This is a genomic window from Galactobacter caseinivorans (assembly GCF_003640665.1).
GTDB lineage: Bacteria > Actinomycetota > Actinomycetes > Actinomycetales > Micrococcaceae > Galactobacter > Galactobacter caseinivorans.
In genome coordinates this window covers 353,130-376,287 of record NZ_QQXL01000002.1, presented here as the reverse complement: position 1 = coordinate 376,287, position 23,158 = coordinate 353,130, and the positions used below count along the sequence as shown (strand labels likewise).

The 23,158-nt window shown below is 68.0% G+C and carries 21 protein-coding genes; 17 read left to right on the top strand and 4 right to left on the bottom strand.

The features are described 5' to 3' along the window. The first annotated feature begins 17 nt into the window (after positions 1 to 17). On the top strand, positions 18 to 2,300 hold the full coding sequence (locus tag DWQ67_RS05350; protein WP_121484544.1) for a RelA/SpoT family protein: 2,283 nt from the start codon (positions 18 to 20) through the stop codon (positions 2,298 to 2,300). On the opposite strand, the gene DWQ67_RS05345 is transcribed toward DWQ67_RS05350, so the two are convergent. Together DWQ67_RS05345 and DWQ67_RS05340 are read right to left on the bottom strand one after the other, a co-directional pair. Further along, on the bottom strand, positions 2,285 to 2,860 hold the full coding sequence (locus tag DWQ67_RS05345; RefSeq protein WP_121484543.1) for a hypothetical protein: 576 nt from the start codon (positions 2,858 to 2,860) through the stop codon (positions 2,285 to 2,287). The genes DWQ67_RS05350 and DWQ67_RS05345 overlap by 16 nt on opposite strands. A gap of 96 nt (positions 2,861 to 2,956) precedes the next feature. Next, the gene (locus tag DWQ67_RS05340; protein ID WP_407645789.1) at positions 2,957 to 4,498 is read right to left on the bottom strand and encodes a DUF349 domain-containing protein; all 1,542 of its coding nucleotides are present in this window, start codon (positions 4,496 to 4,498) and stop codon (positions 2,957 to 2,959) included. Between the two features lie 196 nt (positions 4,499 to 4,694). On the opposite strand from DWQ67_RS05340, the gene hisS reads away from it, so the two are divergent. Then, positions 4,695 to 6,035, top strand: a complete 1,341-nt coding sequence (gene hisS, locus DWQ67_RS05335; RefSeq protein WP_121484541.1) for a histidine--tRNA ligase — start codon at positions 4,695 to 4,697, stop codon at positions 6,033 to 6,035. Between the two features lie 30 nt (positions 6,036 to 6,065). Beyond that, the gene (aspS, locus tag DWQ67_RS05330) at positions 6,066 to 7,868 is read left to right on the top strand and encodes an aspartate--tRNA ligase (protein ID WP_121484540.1); all 1,803 of its coding nucleotides are present in this window, start codon (positions 6,066 to 6,068) and stop codon (positions 7,866 to 7,868) included. Between the two features lie 97 nt (positions 7,869 to 7,965). Here aspS and dtd read toward each other — a convergent pair whose 3' ends face one another. Next, complete coding sequence (gene dtd, locus DWQ67_RS05325) at positions 7,966 to 8,409, bottom strand: D-aminoacyl-tRNA deacylase (protein WP_121484539.1); 444 nt, start codon at positions 8,407 to 8,409, stop codon at positions 7,966 to 7,968. A gap of 87 nt (positions 8,410 to 8,496) precedes the next feature. Here dtd and DWQ67_RS05320 point away from each other — a divergent pair, with 87 nt between their 5' ends. From DWQ67_RS05320 to nusB, 14 genes are all read left to right on the top strand, one after another. Beyond that, complete coding sequence (locus DWQ67_RS05320) at positions 8,497 to 9,912, top strand: replication-associated recombination protein A (RefSeq protein WP_407645788.1); 1,416 nt, start codon at positions 8,497 to 8,499, stop codon at positions 9,910 to 9,912. Positions 9,913 to 10,128: 216 nt separating this feature from the next. Next, on the top strand, positions 10,129 to 10,752 hold the full coding sequence (gene rpsD / locus DWQ67_RS05315; RefSeq protein ID WP_121484538.1) for a 30S ribosomal protein S4: 624 nt from the start codon (positions 10,129 to 10,131) through the stop codon (positions 10,750 to 10,752). A gap of 225 nt (positions 10,753 to 10,977) precedes the next feature. Continuing rightward, positions 10,978 to 11,349, top strand: coding sequence for a DUF948 domain-containing protein (locus DWQ67_RS05310; RefSeq protein ID WP_121484537.1), 372 nt, complete (start codon positions 10,978 to 10,980; stop codon positions 11,347 to 11,349). A 37-nt stretch (positions 11,350 to 11,386) separates the two neighbouring features. Continuing rightward, positions 11,387 to 11,635: a hypothetical protein gene (locus DWQ67_RS05305; RefSeq protein ID WP_121484536.1), complete on the top strand. Its 249-nt coding sequence runs from the start codon at positions 11,387 to 11,389 to the stop codon at positions 11,633 to 11,635. Between the two features lie 36 nt (positions 11,636 to 11,671). Further along, complete coding sequence (alaS, locus tag DWQ67_RS05300) at positions 11,672 to 14,365, top strand: alanine--tRNA ligase (protein WP_121484535.1); 2,694 nt, start codon at positions 11,672 to 11,674, stop codon at positions 14,363 to 14,365. Continuing rightward, a complete protein-coding gene (gene ruvX, locus DWQ67_RS05295) occupies positions 14,358 to 14,891 on the top strand; it encodes a Holliday junction resolvase RuvX (RefSeq protein ID WP_233555914.1) in 534 nt (177 codons plus the stop codon). Before alaS ends, ruvX begins: the two co-directional genes overlap by 8 nt. 66 nt (positions 14,892 to 14,957) lie before the next feature. Further along, positions 14,958 to 16,475 (top strand): endolytic transglycosylase MltG, encoded by a 1,518-nt coding sequence (gene mltG / locus DWQ67_RS05290; RefSeq protein WP_121484534.1) that lies wholly within the window; start codon positions 14,958 to 14,960, stop codon positions 16,473 to 16,475. 18 nt (positions 16,476 to 16,493) lie between these two features. Beyond that, positions 16,494 to 17,375, top strand: coding sequence for a shikimate dehydrogenase family protein (locus DWQ67_RS05285; protein ID WP_121484533.1), 882 nt, complete (start codon positions 16,494 to 16,496; stop codon positions 17,373 to 17,375). Positions 17,376 to 17,380: 5 nt separating this feature from the next. Continuing rightward, positions 17,381 to 18,577 (top strand): chorismate synthase, encoded by a 1,197-nt coding sequence (aroC, locus tag DWQ67_RS05280; RefSeq protein ID WP_121484532.1) that lies wholly within the window; start codon positions 17,381 to 17,383, stop codon positions 18,575 to 18,577. Further along, positions 18,577 to 19,113, top strand: coding sequence for a shikimate kinase (locus DWQ67_RS05275; RefSeq protein ID WP_121484531.1), 537 nt, complete (start codon positions 18,577 to 18,579; stop codon positions 19,111 to 19,113). The genes aroC and DWQ67_RS05275 overlap by 1 nt, the downstream gene beginning before the upstream one ends. Continuing rightward, positions 19,110 to 20,201, top strand: a complete 1,092-nt coding sequence (aroB, locus tag DWQ67_RS05270) for a 3-dehydroquinate synthase (protein ID WP_121484530.1) — start codon at positions 19,110 to 19,112, stop codon at positions 20,199 to 20,201. Before DWQ67_RS05275 ends, aroB begins: the two co-directional genes overlap by 4 nt. Beyond that, positions 20,198 to 20,698 (top strand): tetratricopeptide repeat protein, encoded by a 501-nt coding sequence (locus DWQ67_RS05265; protein ID WP_121484529.1) that lies wholly within the window; start codon positions 20,198 to 20,200, stop codon positions 20,696 to 20,698. Before aroB ends, DWQ67_RS05265 begins: the two co-directional genes overlap by 4 nt. A gap of 115 nt (positions 20,699 to 20,813) precedes the next feature. Beyond that, positions 20,814 to 21,377, top strand: coding sequence for an elongation factor P (gene efp / locus DWQ67_RS05260; protein ID WP_121484528.1), 564 nt, complete (start codon positions 20,814 to 20,816; stop codon positions 21,375 to 21,377). Continuing rightward, entirely contained in the window at positions 21,374 to 21,781 is a 408-nt protein-coding gene (nusB, locus tag DWQ67_RS05255) for a transcription antitermination factor NusB (protein WP_121484527.1), read from the top strand. Before efp ends, nusB begins: the two co-directional genes overlap by 4 nt. A gap of 90 nt (positions 21,782 to 21,871) precedes the next feature. On the opposite strand, the gene DWQ67_RS05250 is transcribed toward nusB, so the two are convergent. Further along, the gene (locus DWQ67_RS05250) at positions 21,872 to 23,065 is read right to left on the bottom strand and encodes a PrsW family intramembrane metalloprotease (RefSeq protein ID WP_121484526.1); all 1,194 of its coding nucleotides are present in this window, start codon (positions 23,063 to 23,065) and stop codon (positions 21,872 to 21,874) included. Positions 23,066 to 23,158 lie beyond the last annotated feature (93 nt).

Sequence of the window (23,158 nt, the reverse complement as noted above, 5' to 3'; positions counted from 1 at the left end):
ACGGAAAAGGGGGTGCCATGGCGTCGGATCAGCCCAATGCCAGCGGAGCACGCGGGGGACGTTCGTTCACCCGGCTAGTGCGTTTTGCCGGCCGTTCGAGCCAATCCTCCGCGCCCCCCATCCTGGAGCCGCTGCTGCGCACTGTGCGCGCCAACAGCCCCAAGGAGGACCTGGACCTCATCACGCGCGCCTACGCCACGGCAGAGCGCCTGCACGACGGCGTGAAGCGTAAGTCGGGAGATCCCTACATCACCCACCCCGTCGCCGTCGCGACGATCCTGGCGGAGATGGGCATGACCGGCTCCACGCTGGCCGCCGCGTTGTTGCATGACACGGTGGAGGACACCGATTATTCGGTGGAGGAGCTGCAGGCTGACTTCGGCGAGGAGATCGCCCTGCTGGTGGACGGCGTCACCAAGCTGGACAAGGTCAAGTACGGCGCGGCCGCTCAGGCGGAGACCGTGCGCAAGATGATCATCGCCATGTCCCAGGACATTCGCGTGTTGGTGATCAAGCTGGCTGATCGCACCCACAACGCGCGCACCTGGCGCTACGTGAACCCGGAGTCCGCCGCCAAGAAGGCGCGCGAGACCCTGGAGATCTACGCACCCCTAGCCCACCGCCTTGGCATGAACAACGTCAAGTGGGAGTTGGAGGACCTCTCCTTCGCGGTGTTGCACCCCAAGGTGTATGAGGAGATTGTGCGCATGGTGGGGGATCGCACCCCAGAGCGGGAGCGCTACCTTGGCCAGGTTCGCACCGCGATTGATGAGGATCTGCGAGTCTCCAAGGTCAAGGCCACCATCACAGGACGCCCCAAGCACTACTACTCCATCTATCAAAAGATGGTGGTGCGCGGAAAAGACTTTGACGAGATCCACGACCTGATGGGCGTGCGCGTGCTGGTGGACACGGTCAAGGACTGCTACGCCGTGCTCGGTATTGTGCACTCGCGATGGAACCCGCTCCCGGGCCGGTTCAAGGACTACATCGCCATGCCCAAGTTCAACATGTACCAGTCACTGCACACCTCCGTGATTGGGCCGGGCGGGCGCCCCGTGGAGATTCAGATCCGCACGCGGGACATGCACCGCCGGGCCGAGTTTGGCGTGGCGGCACACTGGAAGTACAAGGCGAGCAATCGCGGGGACACGGCAGCGGACGGCCAGGACATGGGCTGGCTGCGCTCGCTCGTGGATTGGCAGAAGGAGACCCGCGATCCCGGGGAGTTCCTCGACTCGTTGCGCTACGAGATCGCCACTGCGGAGGTCTTTGTGTTCACCCCCAAGGGTGAGGTCATGGCGCTGCCGGCCGGCTCCACCCCCGTGGACTTTGCCTACGCGGTCCACACGGAGGTGGGCCACCGCACCATCGGCGCGCGCGTCAACGGCAAGTTGATCCCGCTGAACTCGGAGCTGCACAACGGCGACTGGGTGGAGATCTTCACGTCCAAGGCAGAGGGAGCCGGGCCCAGCCAGGACTGGCAGCAGTTCGTGAAGTCCCCGCGTGCCAGGAACAAGATCCGCCAGTGGTTCACCAAGGAACGCCGCGAGGAGGCCATCGAGAAGGGCAAGGAGCAACTCACCCGCGCCCTGCGCAAGAACGGCCTTCCCCTGCAAAAGCTCATGACCCATGAGACGCTCACGGCGGTGGCTCAGCAGCTACACCACGTGGACGTCGCTGGGCTGTACGCCGCCGTGGGAGACGGGCACATCTCCAGCCAGAACGTGCTGGAGCACCTCGTGGCCCTCATGGGAACGCCTGAGGTGGATGAAGAGGATGACACGCCAGAGATCCTGAGCCATCAGGGTCAGCCGGCTTCCCCCACGTCCTCGGATTCCGGTGTGATGGTCCAGGGCACCAGCGACGTGATGGCCAAGCTGGCGCGCTGCTGCACGCCCGTGCCCCCAGACCCCATCCGCGGCTACGTGACCCGTGGTTCCGGCGTCACCATCCACCGTTCTGATTGCCCCAACATCATGCACCTTGAGGGGGAGGAGGCCCAGCGGCTGGTGGACGTCGATTGGGCGCCGACCGCCAAGAGCGTGTTCTTGGTGGAGATCCAGGTGGAGGCCCTTGATCGCGCAGCGCTGCTCTCAGACGTGACGCGGGTGCTCTCGGAAAACCACGTGAACATCCTCTCCGCCTCGGTGAGCACCACCAAGGAGCGCACGGCGCTCTCTCGCTTCTCCTTTGAGATGGGGGATCCGCGCTTCCTTGGCCATATCCTCTCCGCGGTGCGGCGTATCGACGGCGTGTACGACGTCTACAGGACCGTGGCCGGTCAGCGAAAGGCCTGAGGCAGCTCCCTCCACACCCGCCCGGCCAACCCGCGGCGGCGGGGGGAGAGGCCCTCGAGCGTCCGCTCCGGCGGCAGCGCGCGGTGCAGCCCACCCCAGGGCTCAATCAGCCGGTGCAAGGTGACGGCGTCCGCGCGAGCCAGCCGCGCGGCGTCGGCCATCAGGTCCACCGCCGTGCGCAACGGATCCGTCACGGCCAGGCGGCCGCGGCGCACCACGCAGGAATCCGGCGGCACCCCATCCCGCCCCCAACAGGGCAACTGCGCCAGCACGCTCTCGCGGTGCATGCGCGGCACCCGGTACTCCACGCGCTCCGGCGCCGGACCGCCCACCCACACCCAGGCCGCCGTGTGATCGCTGATCACCGCGTGGGCGGGCAGCTCCTCTCCCACCACGCGCGCCAACGCCTCCCAGCGCTCCGAGGAGCCGGCCGTGGCCGCACCAACGACCACCCACGGGCCAAGGACGGTGCGCACCACCAGGCGCTGCAACAACAGCGCCTGCTCCGTGGCGGTATAGCCAAGGGATCTCAGATCCACCAGTTGAGACTGCGCGTTCATGCTCATGCCTCATGGTCCCCGAGAATGCCTTCGAACACGACGGTGCCCGGCCATCCTGTGGATGACCGGGCACCAATCGGCGTGCTGTGAGGGACGTTAGCCCAGGTCTGAGGCGGAGCGGCGCACCGTCTCCAGCCACTGACGACGAGCATCAAGCGCGTCCTGCGCCTTGCTGATCTGGCGGGCATCACCCTTGGCCTGAGCCTTGGCAAGATCCGCCTCGAGATCCGCAATGGCGTCCTCCAGCTGAGCCAGCATGGAGTTGGAGCGGGCCTTGGTCTCCGGGTTGCTGCGGCGCCACTGCTCATCCTCTGCGGACTTCACCGCGTCCTCCACCTGACGCAGGCCGGCCTCGACGCGCTGCAGGTCTCCGCGGGGCACCTTGCCCGCGGCCTCCCAGCGATCACGGATGCTGTTCAGGGCACGCTGTGCACTGGCCAGATCCTTCACCGGCATCAGAGCGCGCGCCTCGGTGAGCAGCGCCTCCTTGACCACAAGGTTGGCGCCAAACTCCGCGTCAATCTCGTCATTGGCGGCCTTGCGAGCCTCGAAGAACACGTCCTGAGCGGCGCGGAAGCGCGTCCACAGGGCGTCGTCATCGCGACGGGAGGCCCGCTTAGAGGCCTTCCACTCGTCCATCAGGCGGCGGTACTCGCGTGCCGTGTCTCCCCAGTCGGTGCTGGTCTGCAGCGCCTCAGCGCGCGCGATCAGCGCCTCCTTCTGGCCCTTGGCCTCCGCGTTGTCGGTATCCAGCTTGGAGAAGAAGGTGCGGCGGTGACGATCAAAGACCGTGCGGGCGGCGCGGAAGCGCTTCCACAGGGCATCCTCCGTGGAGCGGCCAATCCGGTGACCGGACTTCTGCTCCACCTTCCACAGCTCAAACAGCTCAGCCATGCGGGTGCTGGCCTGCTTCCACTGCACCTGGGCCGGCGGACGGCCTGAGAGCTCCTCCGCCTCGGCCACGATGGCCTCGCGGGCAGCCAGGGACTTCTCTCGGAGCTGATCTGCGTTGCGACGCTCCTCGGTGCGCAGCAGGTCAACCGCGACGCGCAGCGTCTCCACGCGCGCCTCCAGGGCCGGGATGTCTCCCACGACCTTGCGCTCCTTGACCTGGGCCTCCAGCGTGTCCAGGGTCTTGGGCATGTCACCAGCGGGGGCCTTGGCCACCACGCGCTGCTCCAGCAGCGCGACCTGCGCCACCAGATCGTCGTACTTGCGCACAAAGTACGCCAGCGCCTCATCCGGGGTCTTGTCCGGGTACTGCCCCACGGGCTGCTCAGCGCCGTCAACGATCACAAAGACGTGGCCGTCCTCCGTCACGCGGGCAAACTTGCGGGCCTCCTCCAGCGAGGTGCTCGGCGCGGCGGGTGCCGGGCTGGCCTGGGCCGGCTTGGCGGTGACGCGCGCGGCGGCCGGGGTAGGCATGGGACGCGGTGCGGCCGGCTTCACGGGCGCGGGGACCACGGGCGCGGGGGCCGGGGCACTGCCCGACGACGCGTCCTCGGCTGCCACCGGCTCCGGGACAGCCTGTTCCTGCGGGGTAGCCTGCTCGGCTTGGGGTTCCGCTAGCTGCTCGGCGGGGGTCACGGGGACCTCCGGGGCCTGCGGAGTCTGCTCTGGGGACTGCTGCTCGCTCACCGCGGTGTCACTTTCTGAAGAAGACCGTCTCGGGGTGGGGACCGCCCCATTTCTGGCGCGCAAGGTCCCGAGACACACACGTACGTTGTTCACCTTACCGGTGCAAGTGCCCCGCGCGCAGGTCATGACGGGGCGTTTGGCCTAGGATTGACGGGTTAGTGGACCCCCGCCCCTCCTGAAGGAGTAGCCGCACCTCATGGCACGCAAGCCCTCGCTCACCGGATTCCCCGAATGGTTGCCCGCGGAGCGCATCGTGGAGCAGCACGTCCTTGACACCCTGCGCCGGGTGTTTGAGCTGCACGGCTTCTCTAACATCGAGACGCGCGCGGTGGAGACGGTGGGCCAACTGCTGCGCAAGGGGGAGATCGACAAAGAGGTGTACGGCGTCTCCCGCCTGCAGGATGACTCTGCGCTGAAGGACGACCCCAACGCTCTGGCGCTGCACTTTGACCTCACCGTCCCCTTTGCCCGGTACGTGGTGGAGAACGCCGGTTATCTGCACTTCCCGTTCCGCCGCTATCAGATGCAGAAGGTCTGGCGGGGCGAGCGGCCCCAGGACGGGCGCTTTCGCGAGTTCACCCAGGCGGACGTGGACATTGTGGGGGACGGCGCGTTGCCCTTCCGCTACGACGTGGAGCTGGCCCTGGTCATCGCCGAGGCGCTCTCGGCCCTTGACCTGGGAGAGTTCCGGCTGCGCGTGAATAACCGCAAGCTCTCCGAGGGCTTCTACCTGGGACTTGGCCTCACGGACACGGCCGCGGTGCTGCGTTCCATCGACAAGCTGGAGAAGATGGGCGCCGCCAAGGTCTCCGAGGAGCTCCAGGCCGCCGGGCTCAGTCCCGAGCAGGCCACTCAAGCCTTGGCCCTTGCCGCCATCCGGGCCAGCGATGGCTCCTTTGTTGACGAGGTGCGCGCCCTTGGCGTGCAGCACCCCCTGCTGGAGGAGGGCCTGGACGAGCTGCGACAGGTGGTGGAGGCCGCTGCGGTGGCCGCGCCCGGGCGCGTGATGGCAGACCTGTCCATCGCCCGCGGCCTGGACTACTACACCGGCACCGTCTACGAGACGGTCCTGGTGGGTCACGAGAAGCTGGGCTCCATCTGCTCCGGCGGCCGCTACGAGTCCCTGGCCTCCAAGGGCAGCAAGAGCTACCCCGGGGTCGGCCTCTCCATCGGCGTCTCCCGCCTGGTCTCGCGCCTGCTGGCGGAACAGACGCTGGTGCCCAACCGCGAGGTCCCCACCGCCGTGCTGGTGGCCCTGCCCAACGACGGCGAATGGCTGCGCGCCCAGGATGTGGCCCGCCAGCTGCGCTCCCGCGGCATCCCCACCGAGGTCATGGCAACCGCGGAGAAGTTTGGCAAGCAGATCCGCCACGCGGATCGGCGCGGCATCCCGTTCGTGTGGTTCCTGGGGGAGGCGGAGGCAGCGGATCAGGTCAAGGACATCCGCAGCGGCGAGCAGCGTGACGCCGACCCCTCCAACTGGGCCCCAGCGGCGTCGGACCTCAACGCCGTCGTCCGCCGCGGCGTAGAATCTTAAACACTCTCACCTTGTCTCGAAAGGACTAACGTGCTGCGCACACATGACGCGGGTTCCCTCCGCGCCGAGCACATCGGGCAGATCGTCACCCTCGCCGGGTGGGTTGCCCGCCGCCGCGATCACGGCGGCGTCGCCTTCCTCGATCTGCGAGATCGCTCCGGCGTCTCGCAGGTGGTGGTGCACGACGAAGCGGTGTTCTCCCCGCTGCGCAACGAGTTTGTGGTTGCCGTCACGGGCGTGGTGAAGGCCCGCCCCGAGGGCAACGAGAACCCCGAGCTGCCCACCGGTCAGATTGAGCTGCATGCGGACAGCCTCGAGGTGCTCAACACCTCGGCGCCGCTGCCGTTCCAGGTGGATGAGCACGTGGAGGTGGGCGAGGAAGCGCGCCTGAAGTACCGCTACATCGACCTGCGCCGCCCCAAGCCGGCCGCCAACCTGGTGCTGCGCTCCGAGGCCAACCGCGTGGCGCGTGAGCTGTTGCATGAGAAGGGCTTCCTCGAGATCGAGACCCCGACCCTGACGCGCTCCACCCCGGAGGGCGCCCGCGACTTTGTGGTCCCGGCCCGCCTGGCGCCGGGCAAGTGGTACGCCCTTCCGCAGTCCCCGCAGCTCTTCAAGCAGCTGCTGCAGGTGGGCGGCGTGGAGAAGTATTACCAGATTGCGCGCTGCTACCGCGATGAGGATTTCCGCGCGGATCGTCAGCCGGAGTTCACGCAGTTGGACGTTGAGGCGTCCTTCGTGGATCAGGAAGACATCATCGAGCTGGGCGAGGCGCTGGTGAAGCGCGTGTGGTCCCTGATTGGCGTGGAGATCCAGACGCCGATCCGCCGCATGACCTACGCAGAGGCCATGACCAAGTACGGCTCAGACAAGCCGGACCTGCGCTTTGGCCTGGAGCTCACCGAGCTCAAGGAGTTCTTCAAGGACACCAGCTTCCGCGTGTTCCAGTCCCCGTACGTGGGCGCCGTGGTGATGCCCGGTGGCGCCTCGCAGCCCCGCCGCCAGCTGGATGGCTGGCAGGAATGGGCCAAGCAGCACGGAGGAAAGGGCCTGGCATACGTCCTGGTCCAGCCCGACGGCGAGCTCACCGGCCCGGTGGCCAAGAACCTCACCGACTGGGAGCGCGAGAACCTGGTCGCGACCGTCGGCGCCGCTCCTGGCGACTGCATCTTCTTCGGTGCGGGCGAGACCAAGGCCACCCGCGGCCTGCTCGGCGCGGCCCGCAACGAGATCGCCAAGCGCACCGGCCTGATCAAGGACGGCGACTGGGCGTTTGTGTGGGTGGTTGACGCGCCCATGTTTGAGCCCGCCGCTGACGCGGTGGCCTCCGGCGACGTGGCCGTGGGCGGCGGCAAGTGGACGGCGGTGCACCACGCGTTTACCTCGCCCAAGCCCGAGTTCGTGGACACGTTTGATACCGACCCCGGCTCGGCCCTGGCCTACGCCTACGACATTGTCTGCAACGGCAACGAGATTGGCGGCGGCTCCATCCGTATTCACCGCGCGGATGTGCAGGAGCGCGTGTTTAAGGTCATGGGCGTCAGCGACGAGCAGGCCGCAGAACAGTTTGGCTTCTTGCTAGAGGGCTTCAAGTTTGGTGCGCCTCCCCACGGCGGCATCGCCCTTGGCTGGGACCGCGTGGTCTCGCTGCTGGCCGGCGAGGACTCCATCCGCGAGGTCATCGCCTTCCCCAAGACCGGCGCCGGCTACGACCCGCTGACGGCGGCCCCTGCCCCCATCACGGCGCAGCAGCGCAAGGAGGCCGGCGTGGACGCCAAGCCGGACGCGGCCAAGGGCCCCAAGGAGCCCACGGCTGAGGAGATCAAGGCCTGATCCCGAACCACTAGGCAACACACTGCTCGACGCCGTGCCGTCACCTTTTTCGCGAAAGGTGACGGCACGCCGTCGTGCAGGGGCTACGGTGCTGGCGTCAAGAGGCCGGGAGCTCCGCCGAGTCCAGCCAGATCGTGAACGGGCCGTTGTTGATGAGGCCCACGCGCATCTGGGCGCCGAACTCTCCGGTGCTCACGTCCACGCCGAGCCCGCGCAGCACGGCGCCGACTTCCTCGTAGAGGGGCTCCGAAACCGCGCCGGGAGCGGCGGCCGTCCAACCGGGGCGGCGCCCCTTGCGCACATCCCCGTAGAGGGTGAATTGACTGATCAGGAGGACCGGAGCGCCGGCCTGCAGCACGGATTCTTCGCCGGGGAGGATGCGCAGGTGCGCAATCTTGGTCGCGATCTTGGCGGCAATGGCCTCGTCGTCGCTGTGGGTCACGCCCAGCAGCACCACCAGGCCGGTGTCGTCGAATCCGCCCACCACGTCCCCGTCAACCTCCACGTGGGCGCCATCTGCGACCTGGATCAACGCGCGCATGCTCTCCTCCTCGGGTCACGGCCTCTCCGGGACCCGGCTCTCAGCCTAGTGGGCCGTGGTGTCAGGCTCTGGCGATAGCCTGGGGGAGTGAGTGACCTCTTCAACCAGGATGACGACGAGCTGGACGAGACGCCCACGTCCCTTCGGCGTGGTGCCTCCACGGGCGCGCGCCCGCGCCCGCCCCTCGCGGTGCGCATGCGGCCCAAGAGTTTGGAGGAGATCGCGGGGCAAAAGCATCTATTGCGCCCCGGATCCCCGCTGCGTCAGCTGGCAGAATCCGAGGCCGGCGGCCCGGCCGGCCTGAGCTCCGTCATCCTGTGGGGCCCACCAGGGACGGGCAAGACCACCCTGGCCCACGTGATTGCGAGGGGCCCGCACCGCCGCTTTGTTGAGCTCTCTGCCATCACCTCCGGCGTCAAGGACGTGCGCCGCGTCATGGACCAGGCGTTGGAGGACCGGGACCTGCGCGGGGTCACCACCGTGTTGTTCATGGACGAGATCCACCGCTTCAACAAGGCCCAGCAGGATGCGCTGCTGCCCGGAGTGGAGAACGGCTGGGTGGTGTTGGTCGCCGCCACCACCGAGAACCCCTCCTTCTCCGTCGTGGCCCCGCTGCTCTCGCGGTCGCTGATGCTCACGCTGCACTCGCTCACCGAGCAGGACCTGTTGGAGCTCCTCACGCGCGCCGTCGAGGACCAGCGCGGCCTGGGCTCCACTGTGGCTGCGGGTGAGGGCGTGTTGGAGCACCTGATCCAGCTCTCTGGTGGTGACGCCCGCAAGGCGCTGACCGGTCTCGAGGCGGCGGCGGCCGTAGCGCTGGATCGGCAGGCCCAGGCGGCGGAGCCTGACGCGGGCGCGGCGATCATCACGGCCGAGGACGCCGAGCGCGCCATGGACGTGGCTGTGCGCCGCTACGACAAGCAGGGGGATAACCACTACGACACTGTGAGCGCCCTGATCAAGTCCATCCGCGGCTCCGATGTGGACGCCGCCCTGCACTACGCCGCCACCATGATGGAGGCGGGGGAGGACCCCCGCTTCTTGGCCCGGAGGCTCATCATCTCCGCCTCGGAAGATGTGGGCATGGCGGATCCGAGCGCCCTGCAGACCGCCATGGCCGCCGCCCAGGCCGTGCAGCTGATCGGCATGCCGGAGGCGCGCATCGTGCTGGCGCAGGCCGTGGTGCACCTGGCCACGGCCCCCAAGTCAAACGCCGCCTACCTGGCCATCGACGCGGCCATCTCAGACGTGCGGGCCGGAAAGGGTAACGGCATCCCGGCCCATCTGCGCGATGCGCACTACAAGGGCGCCCAGCAATTGGGCCACGGCAAGGGCTACGTCTACGCCCACGACGCACCCCACGCGGTGGCTCAGCAGCAGTACCCGCCGGATGACCTGGTGGGGGTGGACTACTACCAGCCCACCGGCAACGGTGTGGAGCACAGCATCCGCGAACGCCTGGCGCGCCTGCGCGAGATCATCCGCGGCCGTCGCGGAAACTAACACTCCGCATCGCCTGGGCCCGCACGCCACGTGAGGCGCGCCACCCCAGCCGGGTGCGCGGTGCGCGGCAGTCCTTTGCTAAGATTGATCCTTGGCTGGCAAGCCCTGCCCACTTCACGGTGGGATACGGGCTGTAGATCGGTGGGAAGCGAGTTCCCCCCACTCTCCGTTCGGAGGCCAGACCGCACGAGCTCGCAGACAGAAAAGGACACTATCGTGGCCAGCAATCGCGCACGCACTACCGTGCGCCTGTCCCGTGCCCTCGGCATCGCACTGACGCCGAAGGCCGAGAAGTACATGGAGCGCCGTCCGTACGGTCCCGGCCAGCACGGCCGTGCCCGCAAGAAGCAGGACAGCGACTACGCAGTGCGTCTGCGCGAAAAGCAGCGTTTGCGTGCCCAGTACGGCATCCGCGAGGCTCAGATGACGATCGTCTTCGAAGAGGCTCGTCGCACCAAGGGTCTGACCGGTGAGAACCTGATCGAGCTGCTGGAGATGCGTCTTGACGCCCTCGTGCTGCGCGCCGGTTTCGCCCGCACCATCCAGCAGGCCCGCCAGCTGGTTGTGCACCGTCACATCATGGTTGATGGCGCCCGCGTTGACCGTCCGTCCTTCCGCGTGAAGGAGGGTCAGTTGATCCACGTGCACCAGCGCAGCGAGACCATGGTCCCGTTCCAGCTGGCCGCCCACGGTTCGCACCGCGACGTCCTCCCGACGCTGCCGCCGTACCTGGACGTGAAGCTGGAGGCCCTTCAGGCCAAGCTGGTTCGTCGCCCCAAGCGCTCCGAGGTCCCCGTGACCTGCGAAGAGAACCTGGTCGTGGAGTACTACGCCCGCTGATCTTCATCGATTCGCTCGCGAATCGAGGTCAAGCCCGCGATCCTTCTGGATCGCGGGCTTTTCCGCATCCAGGGGAACATTTGCCCAGTCCACTGGGTTCCCCGGACTCCGGCGTGGTGGGAATGCGACAGCGGCATGGCCCATACGGGTAAGGTGGACACGGCCTGCGCGTGCGTCTTTCACGTGCCCGGGCGCCAAGCATTCTTTATCAGTCAAGGAGTCACTATGAGTGGAGCAGACATCGCCGGACTCATCGCGGCCGGGGTGTTCCTTCTCCTCGTGCTCTTGCTCGCCGTACCGATCCTGAAGTTGGGGAAGGTCTTCGACGAGCTGCGGCGCGCCGTGCGTGAGGTCACCGAGTCCACTACCCCCATCCTGGGCGAGGTCTCCACCACCGTGGCCAGCAGCCACCAGCAGTTGGAGCGCGTGGACGCCATCACCTCCAACGTCCAGGACGCCACCGCCAACCTGACCGCCGTGTCCTCGCTGACCGCCGCCGTGTTGGGCAAGCCGCTGATCAAGATTGCCTCTTTCAGCGCCGGCGTCCGCGCCGTGTTCTCCTCGTCCTCCCGCACCAAGGACCGCCGCACCCGCTAAGCGCGGTCGCGACGGCACTCAACAAGGAGTCTGTTCCGTGAAGAAGTTGTTCTGGGTTGGCCTTGGCATTGGCATCGGCGTGTTGGCAGCGCAGCAATGGGCTAAGGCACGATCCACCACCCCCCTGAGGGCCAGCGATTCCGTCCTAGACCGGGTCGCCTCCATCGTGGAGGGCGCCAGCGGCGCCTTCAAGGACGGCATGAGCGCCCGTGAGTCGGAGCTGCGCGAGGCCTTGGGCCTCGACACCGCTCCCCGCGGGCGCCACGCCGACCAGCCCCGCTCTTAATCTCCATCCCTCTCCTCCAAGGAGCGTCTCAGCAGCATGAAATCCCAGGACATTGCCCAGCGTTGGATCGACTTCTTTGTGGCCCGTGGTCACACCGCAGTGCCCAGCGCCTCCCTGGTCTCCTCCGATCCCTCGTTGCTGTTCACGGTCGCGGGCATGGTCCCGTTCATCCCGTACCTGACCGCGGTGGAGCAGGCGCCGTACGCGCGCGCCACGAGCGTGCAGAAGTGCATCCGTACCGCGGACATTGAGGAGGTGGGCCAGACGGCCCGCCACGGCACCTTCTTCCAGATGGCGGGCAACTTCTCCTTTGGCGATTACTTCAAGGAAGGCGCCATCACCTTCGCGTGGGAGCTGCTGACCAGCTCCGTGGAGGCGGGCGGCTTTGGGCTTGACCCGGAGCGCCTGTGGGTCACCGTGTACCAGGACGGGGACGAGCGCGACGACGAGGCCCGGGAGATCTGGGAGAACAAGATCGGCGTCCCGCGCGAGCGCGTGGTGGGCACCGGCAAGGAAGATAACTACTGGAGCACCGGCCAGGCCGGCCCCGGCGGCCCCTGCTCGGAGATCTACTACGACCGCGGCCCCGCCTATGGACTCGAGGGCGGCCCCGCCGTTGACGAGACGCGGTACATCGAGATCTGGAATCTCGTGTTCATGCAGTACCAGCTCTCCGCCGTGCGCTCCAAGACCGACTTTGACGTGGCGGGCGAGCTGCCCCAGCGCAACATCGACACGGGCCTTGGCCTGGAGCGCCTGGCCATGATCCTGCAGGGCGTGGAGAACATGTATGAGACGGACCAGGTCCGTCCCGTGCTTGATCGCGCCGCGGAGCTCTCCGGCAAGCCCTACGCGGGCACCGACGATCCGGCCCACCCCAACCACGCGGACGATGTGCGCCTGCGTGTGGTGGCGGATCACGTGCGCAGCTCCCTCATGCTGATCTCCGACGGCGTGACCCCCTCCAACGAGGGCCGCGGCTACGTGCTGCGCCGCCTGATTCGCCGTGCCGTCCGCGGCATGCGCCTGCTCGGCGTGCAGGATCCGGTGCTGCCGGAGCTGCTCCCCGTCTCACGGGACGCCATGAAGGGCGTCTACCCCGTAGTGGAGACCGACTTTGCTCGCATCTCCCGCGTGGCCTACGCGGAGGAGCGCTCCTTCCTGCGCACCATCGCCTCTGGCACCACGCGCCTGGACGAGGCGCTGGCCGGTGCCAAGCAGGCGGGCACCGCGCTCTCCGGCGAGGACGCCTTCCAATTGCACGACACCTTCGGTTTCCCGATTGACCTCACGTTGGAGATTGCCGGCGAGGCGGGCCTCTCCGTGGACCGCCAGCAGTTCACCGCCCTCATGGAGGAGCAGCGCCAGCGGGCCAAGCAGGACGCCAAGGCCAAGAAGAGCGGCCACGCCGACCTGACGGTCTACCGCGAGCTGCACGGCGCAGGAGCCACCCACTTCACGGGCTACGACGAGCTCACCACCCAGTCCGGCGTGCGCGGCCTGGTCCGCGACGGCGCCCGGATTGACGTGGCGGAGCAGGGCCAAGAGGTGGAGGTCGTCCTGGACGCCACCCCGTTCTATGCGGAGGCCGGCGGTCAGGCCGCGGATACGGGTCTCATCACCGGAGACGGCTTTGTGGTGGAGGTCCTGGACGTCCAGACCCCCATGCGCGGCCTGTCCGTGCACCGCGCCATTGTCCGCGAGGGCGAGTTGCCCGCCAACGCCACGGTGTTGGCTGAGGTGGACCGGGCCCGCCGCCGTGCTGGCGAGGAGGCGCACACCGCGACGCACTTGGTGCACGCCGCGCTGCACCAGGTGCTTGGCCAGGAAGCCCTGCAGTCCGGCTCCTTCAACAAGGCCGGCTACCTGCGCTTTGACTTCACCTGGCAGGACGCCATGTCCTCCTCCGCGCGCTCAGAGGTTGAGGAGGTCGTCAATCAGGCGATCAACCGCGACTTTGAGGTGTTGACCCGGGTCATGAAGAAGGACGAGGCCAAGGACCTTGGCGCCACGAGCCTCTTTGGCGAGAAGTATGGCGACACGGTGCGCGTTGTTGAGATCGACGGCGCCTGGTCGCGTGAGTTCTGCGGCGGCACGCACGTCACCAAGACGGCCAACGTCGGCTCGTTGACGTTGCTCGGTGAGCAGTCCGTGGGCTCCGGCAACCGTCGCGTTGAGGCGTTGGTGGGTATGGAGGCCTTCCGTCACAACGCCGCCGAGCGTGCCCTGGTGAACGAACTCACGGAGATGTTCCGCGTCCCCTCTGGGGAGTTGCGGGAGCGCATCACGTCCACGGTGTCCAAGCTGCGTGCGGCGGAGAAGGAGGTGGAGCGCCTGCGTCACGAGAAGCTGATCGCGGCCTCCGCCGGCCTTGCCGCCAGCGCCAAGGACCTGGCTGGTGTTCTCCTCGTGGCTCACGACGCCGGTGTGGTGGACTCCGCTGATGACCTGCGCACGCTGGCGCTTCCGGTGCGTGACCGCCTGGCCTCCAACGCCGCGGTGGTTGCGGTGACCGGAGTGGTGGGCGGCAAGCCCGTGCTCTTTGTGGCCACCACGCAGACCGCGCGTGATGCTGGCGTCAAGGCCGGCGCCCTGGTGCGAGCAGGCGCCAAGGTGCTTGGCGGCGGTGGCGGCGGCAAGGATGACACGGCCCAGGGCGGCGGTCAGGACCCCGCCAAGGTTGCCGAGGCGCTGACCGAGGTCACCCGCCTGGTGGCAGAGCGTGCCTGATTCACAGGATCTGAGGGGGGCTGTCTCTGAGGAGACGGCCTCCCTTGGCCGTGGAGTGCGGCTGGGGATCGACGTGGGCAAGGCCCGCGTAGGCGTGGCCCGCTCCGACCCGGACGGCATGATTGCCACCCCGGTGCGCACCCTGTCCCGGGATCTCAAGAAGCACTCCGATCAGCGGGTGTTGCTCCAGCTGATCCTGGAGGAGGACGTGACCACCGTCTACGTCGGTCTTCCCAAGAACCTCTCCGGCGAGCACACGCCCTCCACTCAGGATGCCCTGGATTACGCGGGGGAGTTGGTGCAGGCTTTGCAGGAGACCGGGTCTGCGGCGCAGGTGCGCATGGTGGATGAGCGTCTCAGCACCGTTTCCGCTCAGCGTCAGTTGCATCAGAATGGGCACACCACCAAGTCCTCGCGCTCCATCATTGACCAGGCCGCGGCCGTGTCGATCCTGCAGCAGGCGCTGGAGTTGGAGCACTCTCGCAAGAAGCGCGCCGGCCAGGCGCTGCGCACCACGCATTCCTGACCCACCGGCCATCCCCAGGCCGTCCCCCCGGTCAGCCACCCCGATCCAAAGGACAAACCCGTGACGATGTATCCGACCGGAGGCGAGAGCCCCGAGGAGAACGAGGGCACCCCCCGCCGTCGCCGTCGTGCCCGTCGCCAGACCCCAGCCCGCCGCTTCCACGGCGTCGGGCGTCACGGGATGGGCGATAACGAGGCTGTGCTGATGGCGCAGGCCGTCGCGGAGGAAGCCGCGGAACCCTCACCCGTCGCCGTGGCGCCGGTGGATGAATTTGACCAGCCGCTGCCGCAGACGGACACGCCGGACCCGTCATTGGAGAACGCGCCGTTGGGCGAGGGGGTCGCAGCAGAGTCGCTGACGGACCCGGAGGAGAACTGGCTTCAGGACGCTGAGCAGGAGGCGGAGGCCGCCCCGCACGTGCGTTCCGGATTTGCCGATGCCATGGCCCGCCATGGCTCCGTTCCGGCCGGCTACCTGCCCGCTGAGGACATTTTTGCCGAGGAGGATTTCGAGGTTGACCTGGCGGATCGTCGCCGGCGCCGCCGCAAGCGTGCCATCACCGTGACCTCCGTCGTGACCGTCATCATTGTGGTGCTGGGGCTGGCGGGCTTCTTTGTGTTGCGCAACCTCACCGCCGCCCCGGAGGACTATCCGGGACCGGGCACCGGCTCGGTGTCCTTTGAGGTCAAGAAGGGCTGGGGCACCAAGCAGATCGCGAAGGGGCTGGCAGAGGCGGGCGTGGTCAAGAGCGCTGCGGCCTTCGAGGCCGCCGCGAAGGATCAGGACCCGGCGTACCAGCCTGGCACCTTTGACCTCAAGCGGGAGATGACCTCCCCGGATGTTTTGGCGAGCCTGACCGGGAAGTCCGGGGCTAAGGTCTCCTACTTCTCACTCCCGGCCAATACGCGCATGCCGGCGGCACTCAAGCTCATTTCCGAGGGCACCGGTTTGCCCATCAAGGATCTGGAAAGCCTGGCGAACCGTCCCTCAGCCTTTGGGCTTCCCGCGGCAGTGACCAGCCTTGAGGGCTACCTGCACCCGGGGGAGTACCGCCTGCCGCAGGAGGCGGACGCCAAGGCCGTGCTCGCCGCGCTGGTCAAGGCCACCCAGGACTCCCTCAAGGACCAGGGTGTCACCGATCCCACGCAGCAGTACCGCATCCTGAACATCGCCTCCATCGTGGCTGCCGAGGCGCGCCAGAATGACTTTAAGCACGTGGCCGGAATCATCGATAACCGCCTCTCGCCGAAGAACAAGGAGACCGGCGGCCGCCTGGAGGTGGATTCCTCGGTCTCTTACGGCCTGGGCCAGACCTCCATCCACCTGACCAAGGCGCAGAAGGCGGACAAGGACAACGAGTACAACAGCTACCAGCACACCGGCCTGCCGCCCACGCCGATCGGTTCCCCCGGGGACTCGGCCATCGAGGCGGCGGCCAAGCCGGACAAGAACGATGACTTCTACTGGGTCACCGTGAACCTGACGACCGGCGAGACCAAGTTTGCCCCGACGTACGCGGCCCACCTGAAGAACGTGGCCGAGTACCGCACCTGGTGTGATGCCAACGCGGACGTCTGCAAGTGATCGCGTGAGCATACCCTCGTGAACCGCGCCGCCGTCATCGGTCATCCGATTGATCACTCGCGTTCCCCGTTGCTGCACTCCACGGCGTATGCGCTGCTCGGGGCGCAGATCGACTACGGGCGCCTTGACGCCCAGGAGGCGGACGCCGCCACGGTGGCCGGGCGGCTGCGCACCGAGCCGGGCTGGGTGGGGCTCTCCGTCACCATGCCCATGAAGGCGGCCATGCTGGCGCACATGGACACCCTTGACCCGTTGGCACGCGCGCTTGGCGCGCTCAATACCGTGGTGGTCTCTCACCTGCCCGACGGCGGTGGGGTGCGTTTACATGGCGCCAACACCGACGTCGTGGGCGTGCAGCAAGCGGTGGCAGGCGGCGGGGTGGCCTCCTTGGAGGGGGAACACTGTCTGATTCTTGGTGGGGGCGGGACGGCCGCCGCTGCGCTGGCCGGCGTGCAGCTCCTTGGTTGCACCGACGTGAGCGTGGCCGTGCGTGAACCCCAGCGCGCGGCCGGCCTGGCCGCGCTAGGGCAGACGCTCGGCGTCAAGGTCGCTGTGACCTCGCTCACGACCATGACGGGGCCCGAGCCGCGGGTGGTGATCTCCACCCTGCCGCCGCGCGCGGCAGATCCGTTCGCGAACGCCGTCGCCCAGCGCGCCGCTCAAGGCTCCCTCCTGATGGACGTGGCTTACGCTCCATGGCCCAGCGCGCTGGCCACGGCGTGGGCCGCGCGGGGCGGGGTGGTGGTGCATGGGTTGGCCATGTTGGTGCACCAGGCGGTGGAGCAGATCGCCCTCTTTACTGGGCTAGAGGCCGCTCGATCGCCCCAGATTCTTGGCGCTTTGTGTGACGCAGCCGACATCACTGTGCGGGGGGAGCCGCGGGGCGCCGTGGGAGGATAGGGCCTATGTTGCGTTGGCTCACCTCTGGCGAATCCCATGGACCCGCCCTCGTCGGGATCCTTGAGGGACTTCCCGCCGGCGTCCCCCTCACCACCGGGACCGTGCAGGCTGCCCTGGCCCGACGGCGCCTTGGCTACGGGCGCGGTGCCCGCATGAAGTTTGAACAGGACCAGGTCACCCTCGTGGGTGGGGTCCGGCACGGCTTCACCCTGGGTGGGCCGGTCGCCATCGAGGTCGCCAATACCGAGTGGCCCAAGTGGTCCCAGGTCATGAGCGCGGATCCGGTGGAGCCCGGAAGCCTGGACGGCAAGGCGCGCAATGCGCCGCTGACCCGCCCGCGCCCCGGCCACGCTGACCTGGCTGGCATGCAGAAGTACGGCTTTGACGAGGCCCGCCCCGTGCTGGAGCGCGCCTCCGCCCGCGAGACCGCAACGCGCGTGGCACTCGGCGCCGTGGCCTCCTCCTTCCTGGAGCAGCTCGGCATTCGCCTGGTCTCCCACACCGTTGAGGTGGGCACCATCGCCTCGCCGGCGGACGCCCCGCGACCCACTCCGCATGACGTGGAGGCGCTGGACGCAGATCCGTTGCGTTGCTTTGACGTCGCCACTGCCGCCGCCATGGTGGCAGAGGTGGACCAGGCCCACGACCAGGGCCAGACGCTGGGCGGCGTGGTGGAGGTCATCGCCACCGGCCTGCCCGTTGGCCTTGGCTCCTTTGTGCACTGGGACCGCCGCCTTGACGCGCGCCTGGCAGGGGCACTCATGGGCATCCAGGCCATCAAGGGCGTGGAGGTAGGGGACGGTTTCGCGACCGCGCGCCGCCGCGGAGGCGTGGCCCACGACGAGATCACGGCGGACGCCCAGGGGCGCCTGCTGCGTGAGAGCGACCGGGCCGGCGGCATCGAGGGCGGCATGAGCATTGGCGGGTCCATCCGGGTCCGCGCCGCCATGAAGCCCATCGCGACGGTGCCGCAGGCGCTGGCGACCGTGGACGTGTCCACGGGAGAGGCCGCCCACGCCCACCACCAGCGCTCAGACGTGTGCGCCGTGCCCGCGGCCGGCGTGGTGGCAGAGGCCATGGTGGCGTTGGTGCTGGCGGATTCCGTGTTGGAGAAGTTTGGTGGGGACAACATCAGCCAGACCGCGGCCAACATCGCGAGCTTCACCGACTCGATTCCGCAGAATCTCACCCCAGGTCAGTGATGACCCCAGTCAACGCGCATGTGGTCCTCGTGGGCCCCATGGCCAGTGGTAAGAGCGCCGTGGGCCGGGAGCTGGCCGGCCTCTTGGGCCTGCCCCTCAGCGATCTCGACGCGGGGATCGTGGCGCGCCACGGGGCCATTACCCAGATCTTTGCCAGGCACGGCGAGGAGCACTTCCGGGCCCTGGAGCGCGGGGAGCTCCTGGCGGCGCTTGCCGGGGAGCCCGCCGTGATCGCCACGGGCGGCGGAGTGGTGTTGGATCCGCGCAACCGCGCGGACCTGGCGGGCTCCACCGTGGTGGAACTCCAGATCGACGCCGCGACGGCCCAGCGCCGCCTTGGTCAGGACTCAAGCCGGCCCATCTTGGCCGGCCCGGACCCCATCGCAGCCTGGAGCGCCGTTCTGGCGGACCGGGCACAGCACTACAGCAGCCTTGCCACCATCACGGTGGACGCGGCGGCAGGCACGGCCGCGGAGGTCGCCTCGGCGATCGCCGCCCGCCTGCCCCAGAACACAGTCACAAGGAGAACCCCATGACGGCCACCGAGCCCAGCACCATCCACGTCGGCACGCCTGACGGTCCCGGCTATGACGTGATCGTGGGCCGTTCCCTCATGGGCCGCCTGCGCCCGCTGCTCGGCGAGCAGGCCAAGCGCGTCCTCGTGGTGCACCCGCGCGCGCTGCGCGCCACGGGAGAGGCCGTCCGGGAACAGCTGGTTGCGGACGGCCTGGAGGCCATCACCGCAGAGATCCCGGACGCCGAAGAGGGCAAGCGCGTGGAGGTCGCCGCGTTCTGCTGGCAGATCATGGGTCAGTCGGACTTCACCCGCACGGACGCCGTGGTGTCCGTCGGCGGCGGCTCCGTCACCGACCTGGCCGGCTTTGTGGCGGCCACCTGGCTGCGCGGCGTTCGCGTGGTTCACGTCCCCACCACCTTCCTTGGCATGGTGGACGCCGCCGTGGGCGGCAAGACCGGGATCAATACCGCAGAGGGCAAGAACCTGGTGGGAGCCTTCCACCCGCCGGTCGGCGTGCTGGTGGACTTTGACGCCCTAGAGACTCTGCCCCAGAACGAGCTGGTCACGGGCATGGCAGAGGCCGTGAAGACCGGCTTCATCGCTGACGAGCGCATCCTGGAGCTTTTTGAGGAGGATGTGGCCGCCGCGACGGACCCGCACTCCGCTGCGTTCCGCGAGATTGTGGAGCGCACCATCAAGGTCAAGGCAGAGGTGGTCTCCGAGGACCTGCGGGAGTCCGGGCGTCGGGAGATCCTGAATTACGGGCATACCTTGGCCCACTCCATTGAGCACGCTGAGCGGTATCAGTGGCGCCACGGCGCCGCGGTGTCCGTTGGCATGGTTTTTGCCGCGGAGCTTGGCCGCCTGGTGGGCCGCCTTGACGACGCGACGGCGGATCGTCACCGCACCATCCTGTCCTCGCTTGGCCTTCCGGTGGAGTACCGCGGGGATCGGTGGAAGAGCCTGCTGGAGACCATGCGCCGGGATAAGAAGGCGCGCGGGGACCACCTGCGCTTCATCGTCCTGGACGGCCAGGGACGCCCGGGCGTGCTTGAGGCCCCCGATGATGCCCTGCTCTTCACCGCCTACCAGGAGGTGATCGCGTGAACGTCGTGGATCAGCTCATGGACACAGGCGTGCCCGGCGTCCGCTTCCAGCTGCCCTCCCTGCGCCCCGTGATTGTGGATCAGGAGCAGGCAGCCCGCGTGCTGGTGGAGCAGGAGGCCGGCCACCGCGTGGTGGTCCTCATTGCCATGGGGCGCTTTGCCGATGCGGCCGAGGTGGTGGCGGAGTCCCGCCTGATGGACCCCTCCAACCCCCGGCTGCGCCTGCTGGACACGGAGGTGACGCGCTGGAACGGTGACACGGAGCGGGCCATCAACCGCCTGCGTCGCCTGCTGGAGGAGTTTGCCGGCACCAGCACGGAGGCCGATGTGCTCCAACAGTTGGGCGCGGACTTCTACACCCAGGGAGACATGAAGGCAGCGGCCACCCGCTTCCGCGGCGCCTGGGAGGGCCGCGAAGCTGCTGGCGCGGACGAGCGGCTGATCGAGTGCTCGCGGCGCAGTTATGAGCTGGTCCAGCTGGAGCTGGAATCGGCCTGAACCCGAGCGGTTCGCCCCTGCGGTAGAATCTCCTGCGGATCAACACCCCAAAAACACTCCACCCTGCGCCGCGCTGTGCGCGTGCCGGCAGGGGTAGCGCACGAAAGAGGAATCAGTGGCGACCAGTAGCGACATCAAGAACGGGACCGTGCTCAAGATCGATGGCCAGCTCTGGTCCATCATCGAGTTCCAGCACGTGAAGCCGGGTAAGGGCGGCGCCTTCGTTCGCACCAAGATGCGCAACGTGGTCTCCGGCAAGGTGGTTGATAAGACCTACAACGCCGGCGCCAAGATCGAGACCGCCACGGTAGATCGCCGCGATTATCAGTACCTGTACCTGGATGGCACCGATTACGTGTTCATGGATCTGGCCGACTACGACCAGGTGACCGTGGCCCCGGAGACCGTCGGGGATGCCTCCAACTTCATGCTGGAGAACCTCAACGTGGTCATCGCGATGCACGAGGGTTCCCCCCTCTACGTCGAGCTGCCCTCCTCCGTCATCCTGGAGATCACCTACACCGAGCCCGGCCTGCAGGGAGATCGCTCCTCCGCAGGCACCAAGCCGGCCACCCTGGAGACCGGCTACGAGATCCAGGTTCCGCTGTTTGTTGAGCAGGGCACCAAGGTCAAGGTGGATACCCGCACCGGCGATTACCTGGGCCGAGTCTCCGAGTGAGCGCCCGCAGCAAGGCCCGCAAGCGCGCCCTCGAGGTGCTCTTTGAGGCCGAACAACGCGATGTGCGCCCCGGTGAGGTGCTCATCCGTCGCGTTGACGAGGATGAGTTCATTAACCCGTACACGCGGGAGATCGTGGGCGGGGTCGTTGATCACCAGGACCGCCTGGATGAGATCCTCTCCACCTACGCCCAGGGCTGGACGCTTGATCGCATGCCGGCCGTTGACCGTGCCGCCCTGCGTCTTGGTCTGTGGGAGCTGCTCTACAACGACGAGGTCCCGGACGCGGTCGCCGTGTCAGAGGCCGTTGGCCTGGTCCGCGAGCTCTCCACGGATGACTCCCCGGAGTTCGTGAACGGCCTGCTGGGGCGCCTGCAGCGGCTCAAGCCCTCCCTGTTGGCCTAATCACCTGACCTGGTCACCTGATCTGATCAACCGCACACAGCAGCGGCCCCGCCTGAAGGCGGGGCCGCTGCTGTGTTCTGTGGGGCCGGGCTAGGACGCCGTCCAGCCACCTGGCCCGTGGGCCACGGCGCCACGCAGCGACTCGCGTGCACTGAGGCTGCGCTGCAACAGCTCCGCCTGGTGGCTCAGCAGCTCCGGCTCCGGGCCGCGTGCCCGGATGCGCTGGTGCTCGGCCGCCAGGGCATCCGCGGTGCGGATCACCGACTTCATCTGCGGGCGGGCGCCGCGCTTGGCCGCCCACCGCAGGCTCTCTCGCCGCATGGCCGGGGTGGAGAGCGCCACCGCCTCCTGCGGAAGGTACCAACCGGCCTGGGTGTAGGCCTGCAGCGAGTCCTTAGTGAGCCTGCGCTCGCGCCGGGCCAGCAGCACACACGTGATGACGGCGCCCACAAAGAACGGGACCTGGAGTACGGCGTAACCGACCAGGAAGTTGCCGAACAAGAGATTTGACGCCAGGCCGTTCCAGAGCGCGTGTCCAAGGATCGCGAGCACCAGGCCGCCCAGCCAGGCAGGGAAGATGAGCCCGCGGCGTCGTTCAGTGGCCCAGCCCACCGCGGCACCGGTCCATGCCGTAAAGAGCACGTGCGCAAAGGGCCCAAGCAGACCCCTGCCCACCCAGGTCTGCAACACCGAGCCGTCCTGCAGGGCAGAGGAGAGGTAGAGGATGTTCTCGGTAAAGGCCAGACCCGCGCCGATCAGGCCGCCGTACACAATCCCGTCCACCGGGCCGTGGAAGTACCGCCGGGCCACCAGGACCAGCAACAGGACGCCCAGCCCCTTCATGACCTCCTCCACGACGGGCGCCAACACCACCGCGGACGCCGTCTCTCCCAGGTTCAGCGCGGCGCCCACCAGACCCTCAATGATGAGAGAGCCAAAGGTGGCCGCGCCGCCGCCCCACAGCAGCGCGAGGATGACCCAACGCGCCGGCTCCGGATCCCAGCGATCCACCCAGCGCAGGCCCACCAGGCAGATGGCCAACGGGATCAGGCCAAGCAGCCCGGAGACCACGGTCGCGGCGGGGCCAACGGCCAGCAGCAGGAACCCCGCCATCACCAACGCGGCGACGCCCAACAGGATCCAGGCGGTGATCACGCCGCCGCCGCGACGCACTGCGGCCTCGGTGGTGCGCACGGGGGCCACCTGGACCGGAGCAACGGGCATGGGCGCGTGGGAGTACTGCGCGGGTGGGCCCTGGTGGCCGTGCGGAGGAGGGTAGCTCATGGGCTCTACCTTAGGGCCGTGAGTGTGACGCGGGCGTCAGGTCACACGGGTGTCCCGATTCAAGTCGGAACTGGGCCCCGTGATAGATTCGTG

Excerpts from the sequence above, each read along its gene's own strand:
- DWQ67_RS05350 (WP_121484544.1), top strand. The coding sequence starts at position 18 with ATGGCGTCGGATCAGCCCAATGCCAGCGGAGCACGCGGGGGACGTTCG.
- DWQ67_RS05345 (WP_121484543.1), bottom strand. The coding sequence starts at position 2,860 with ATGAACGCGCAGTCTCAACTGGTGGATCTGAGATCCCTTGGCTATACC.
- hisS (WP_121484541.1), top strand. The coding sequence starts at position 4,695 with ATGGCACGCAAGCCCTCGCTCACCGGATTCCCCGAATGGTTGCCCGCG.
- dtd (WP_121484539.1), bottom strand. The coding sequence starts at position 8,409 with ATGCGCGCGTTGATCCAGGTCGCAGATGGCGCCCACGTGGAGGTTGAC.
- DWQ67_RS05310 (WP_121484537.1), top strand. The coding sequence starts at position 10,978 with ATGAGTGGAGCAGACATCGCCGGACTCATCGCGGCCGGGGTGTTCCTT.
- alaS (WP_121484535.1), top strand. The coding sequence starts at position 11,672 with ATGAAATCCCAGGACATTGCCCAGCGTTGGATCGACTTCTTTGTGGCC.
- mltG (WP_121484534.1), top strand. The coding sequence starts at position 14,958 with ATGTATCCGACCGGAGGCGAGAGCCCCGAGGAGAACGAGGGCACCCCC.
- aroC (WP_121484532.1), top strand. The coding sequence starts at position 17,381 with ATGTTGCGTTGGCTCACCTCTGGCGAATCCCATGGACCCGCCCTCGTC.
- DWQ67_RS05275 (WP_121484531.1), top strand. The coding sequence starts at position 18,577 with ATGACCCCAGTCAACGCGCATGTGGTCCTCGTGGGCCCCATGGCCAGT.
- aroB (WP_121484530.1), top strand. The coding sequence starts at position 19,110 with ATGACGGCCACCGAGCCCAGCACCATCCACGTCGGCACGCCTGACGGT.
- DWQ67_RS05250 (WP_121484526.1), bottom strand. The coding sequence starts at position 23,065 with ATGAGCTACCCTCCTCCGCACGGCCACCAGGGCCCACCCGCGCAGTAC.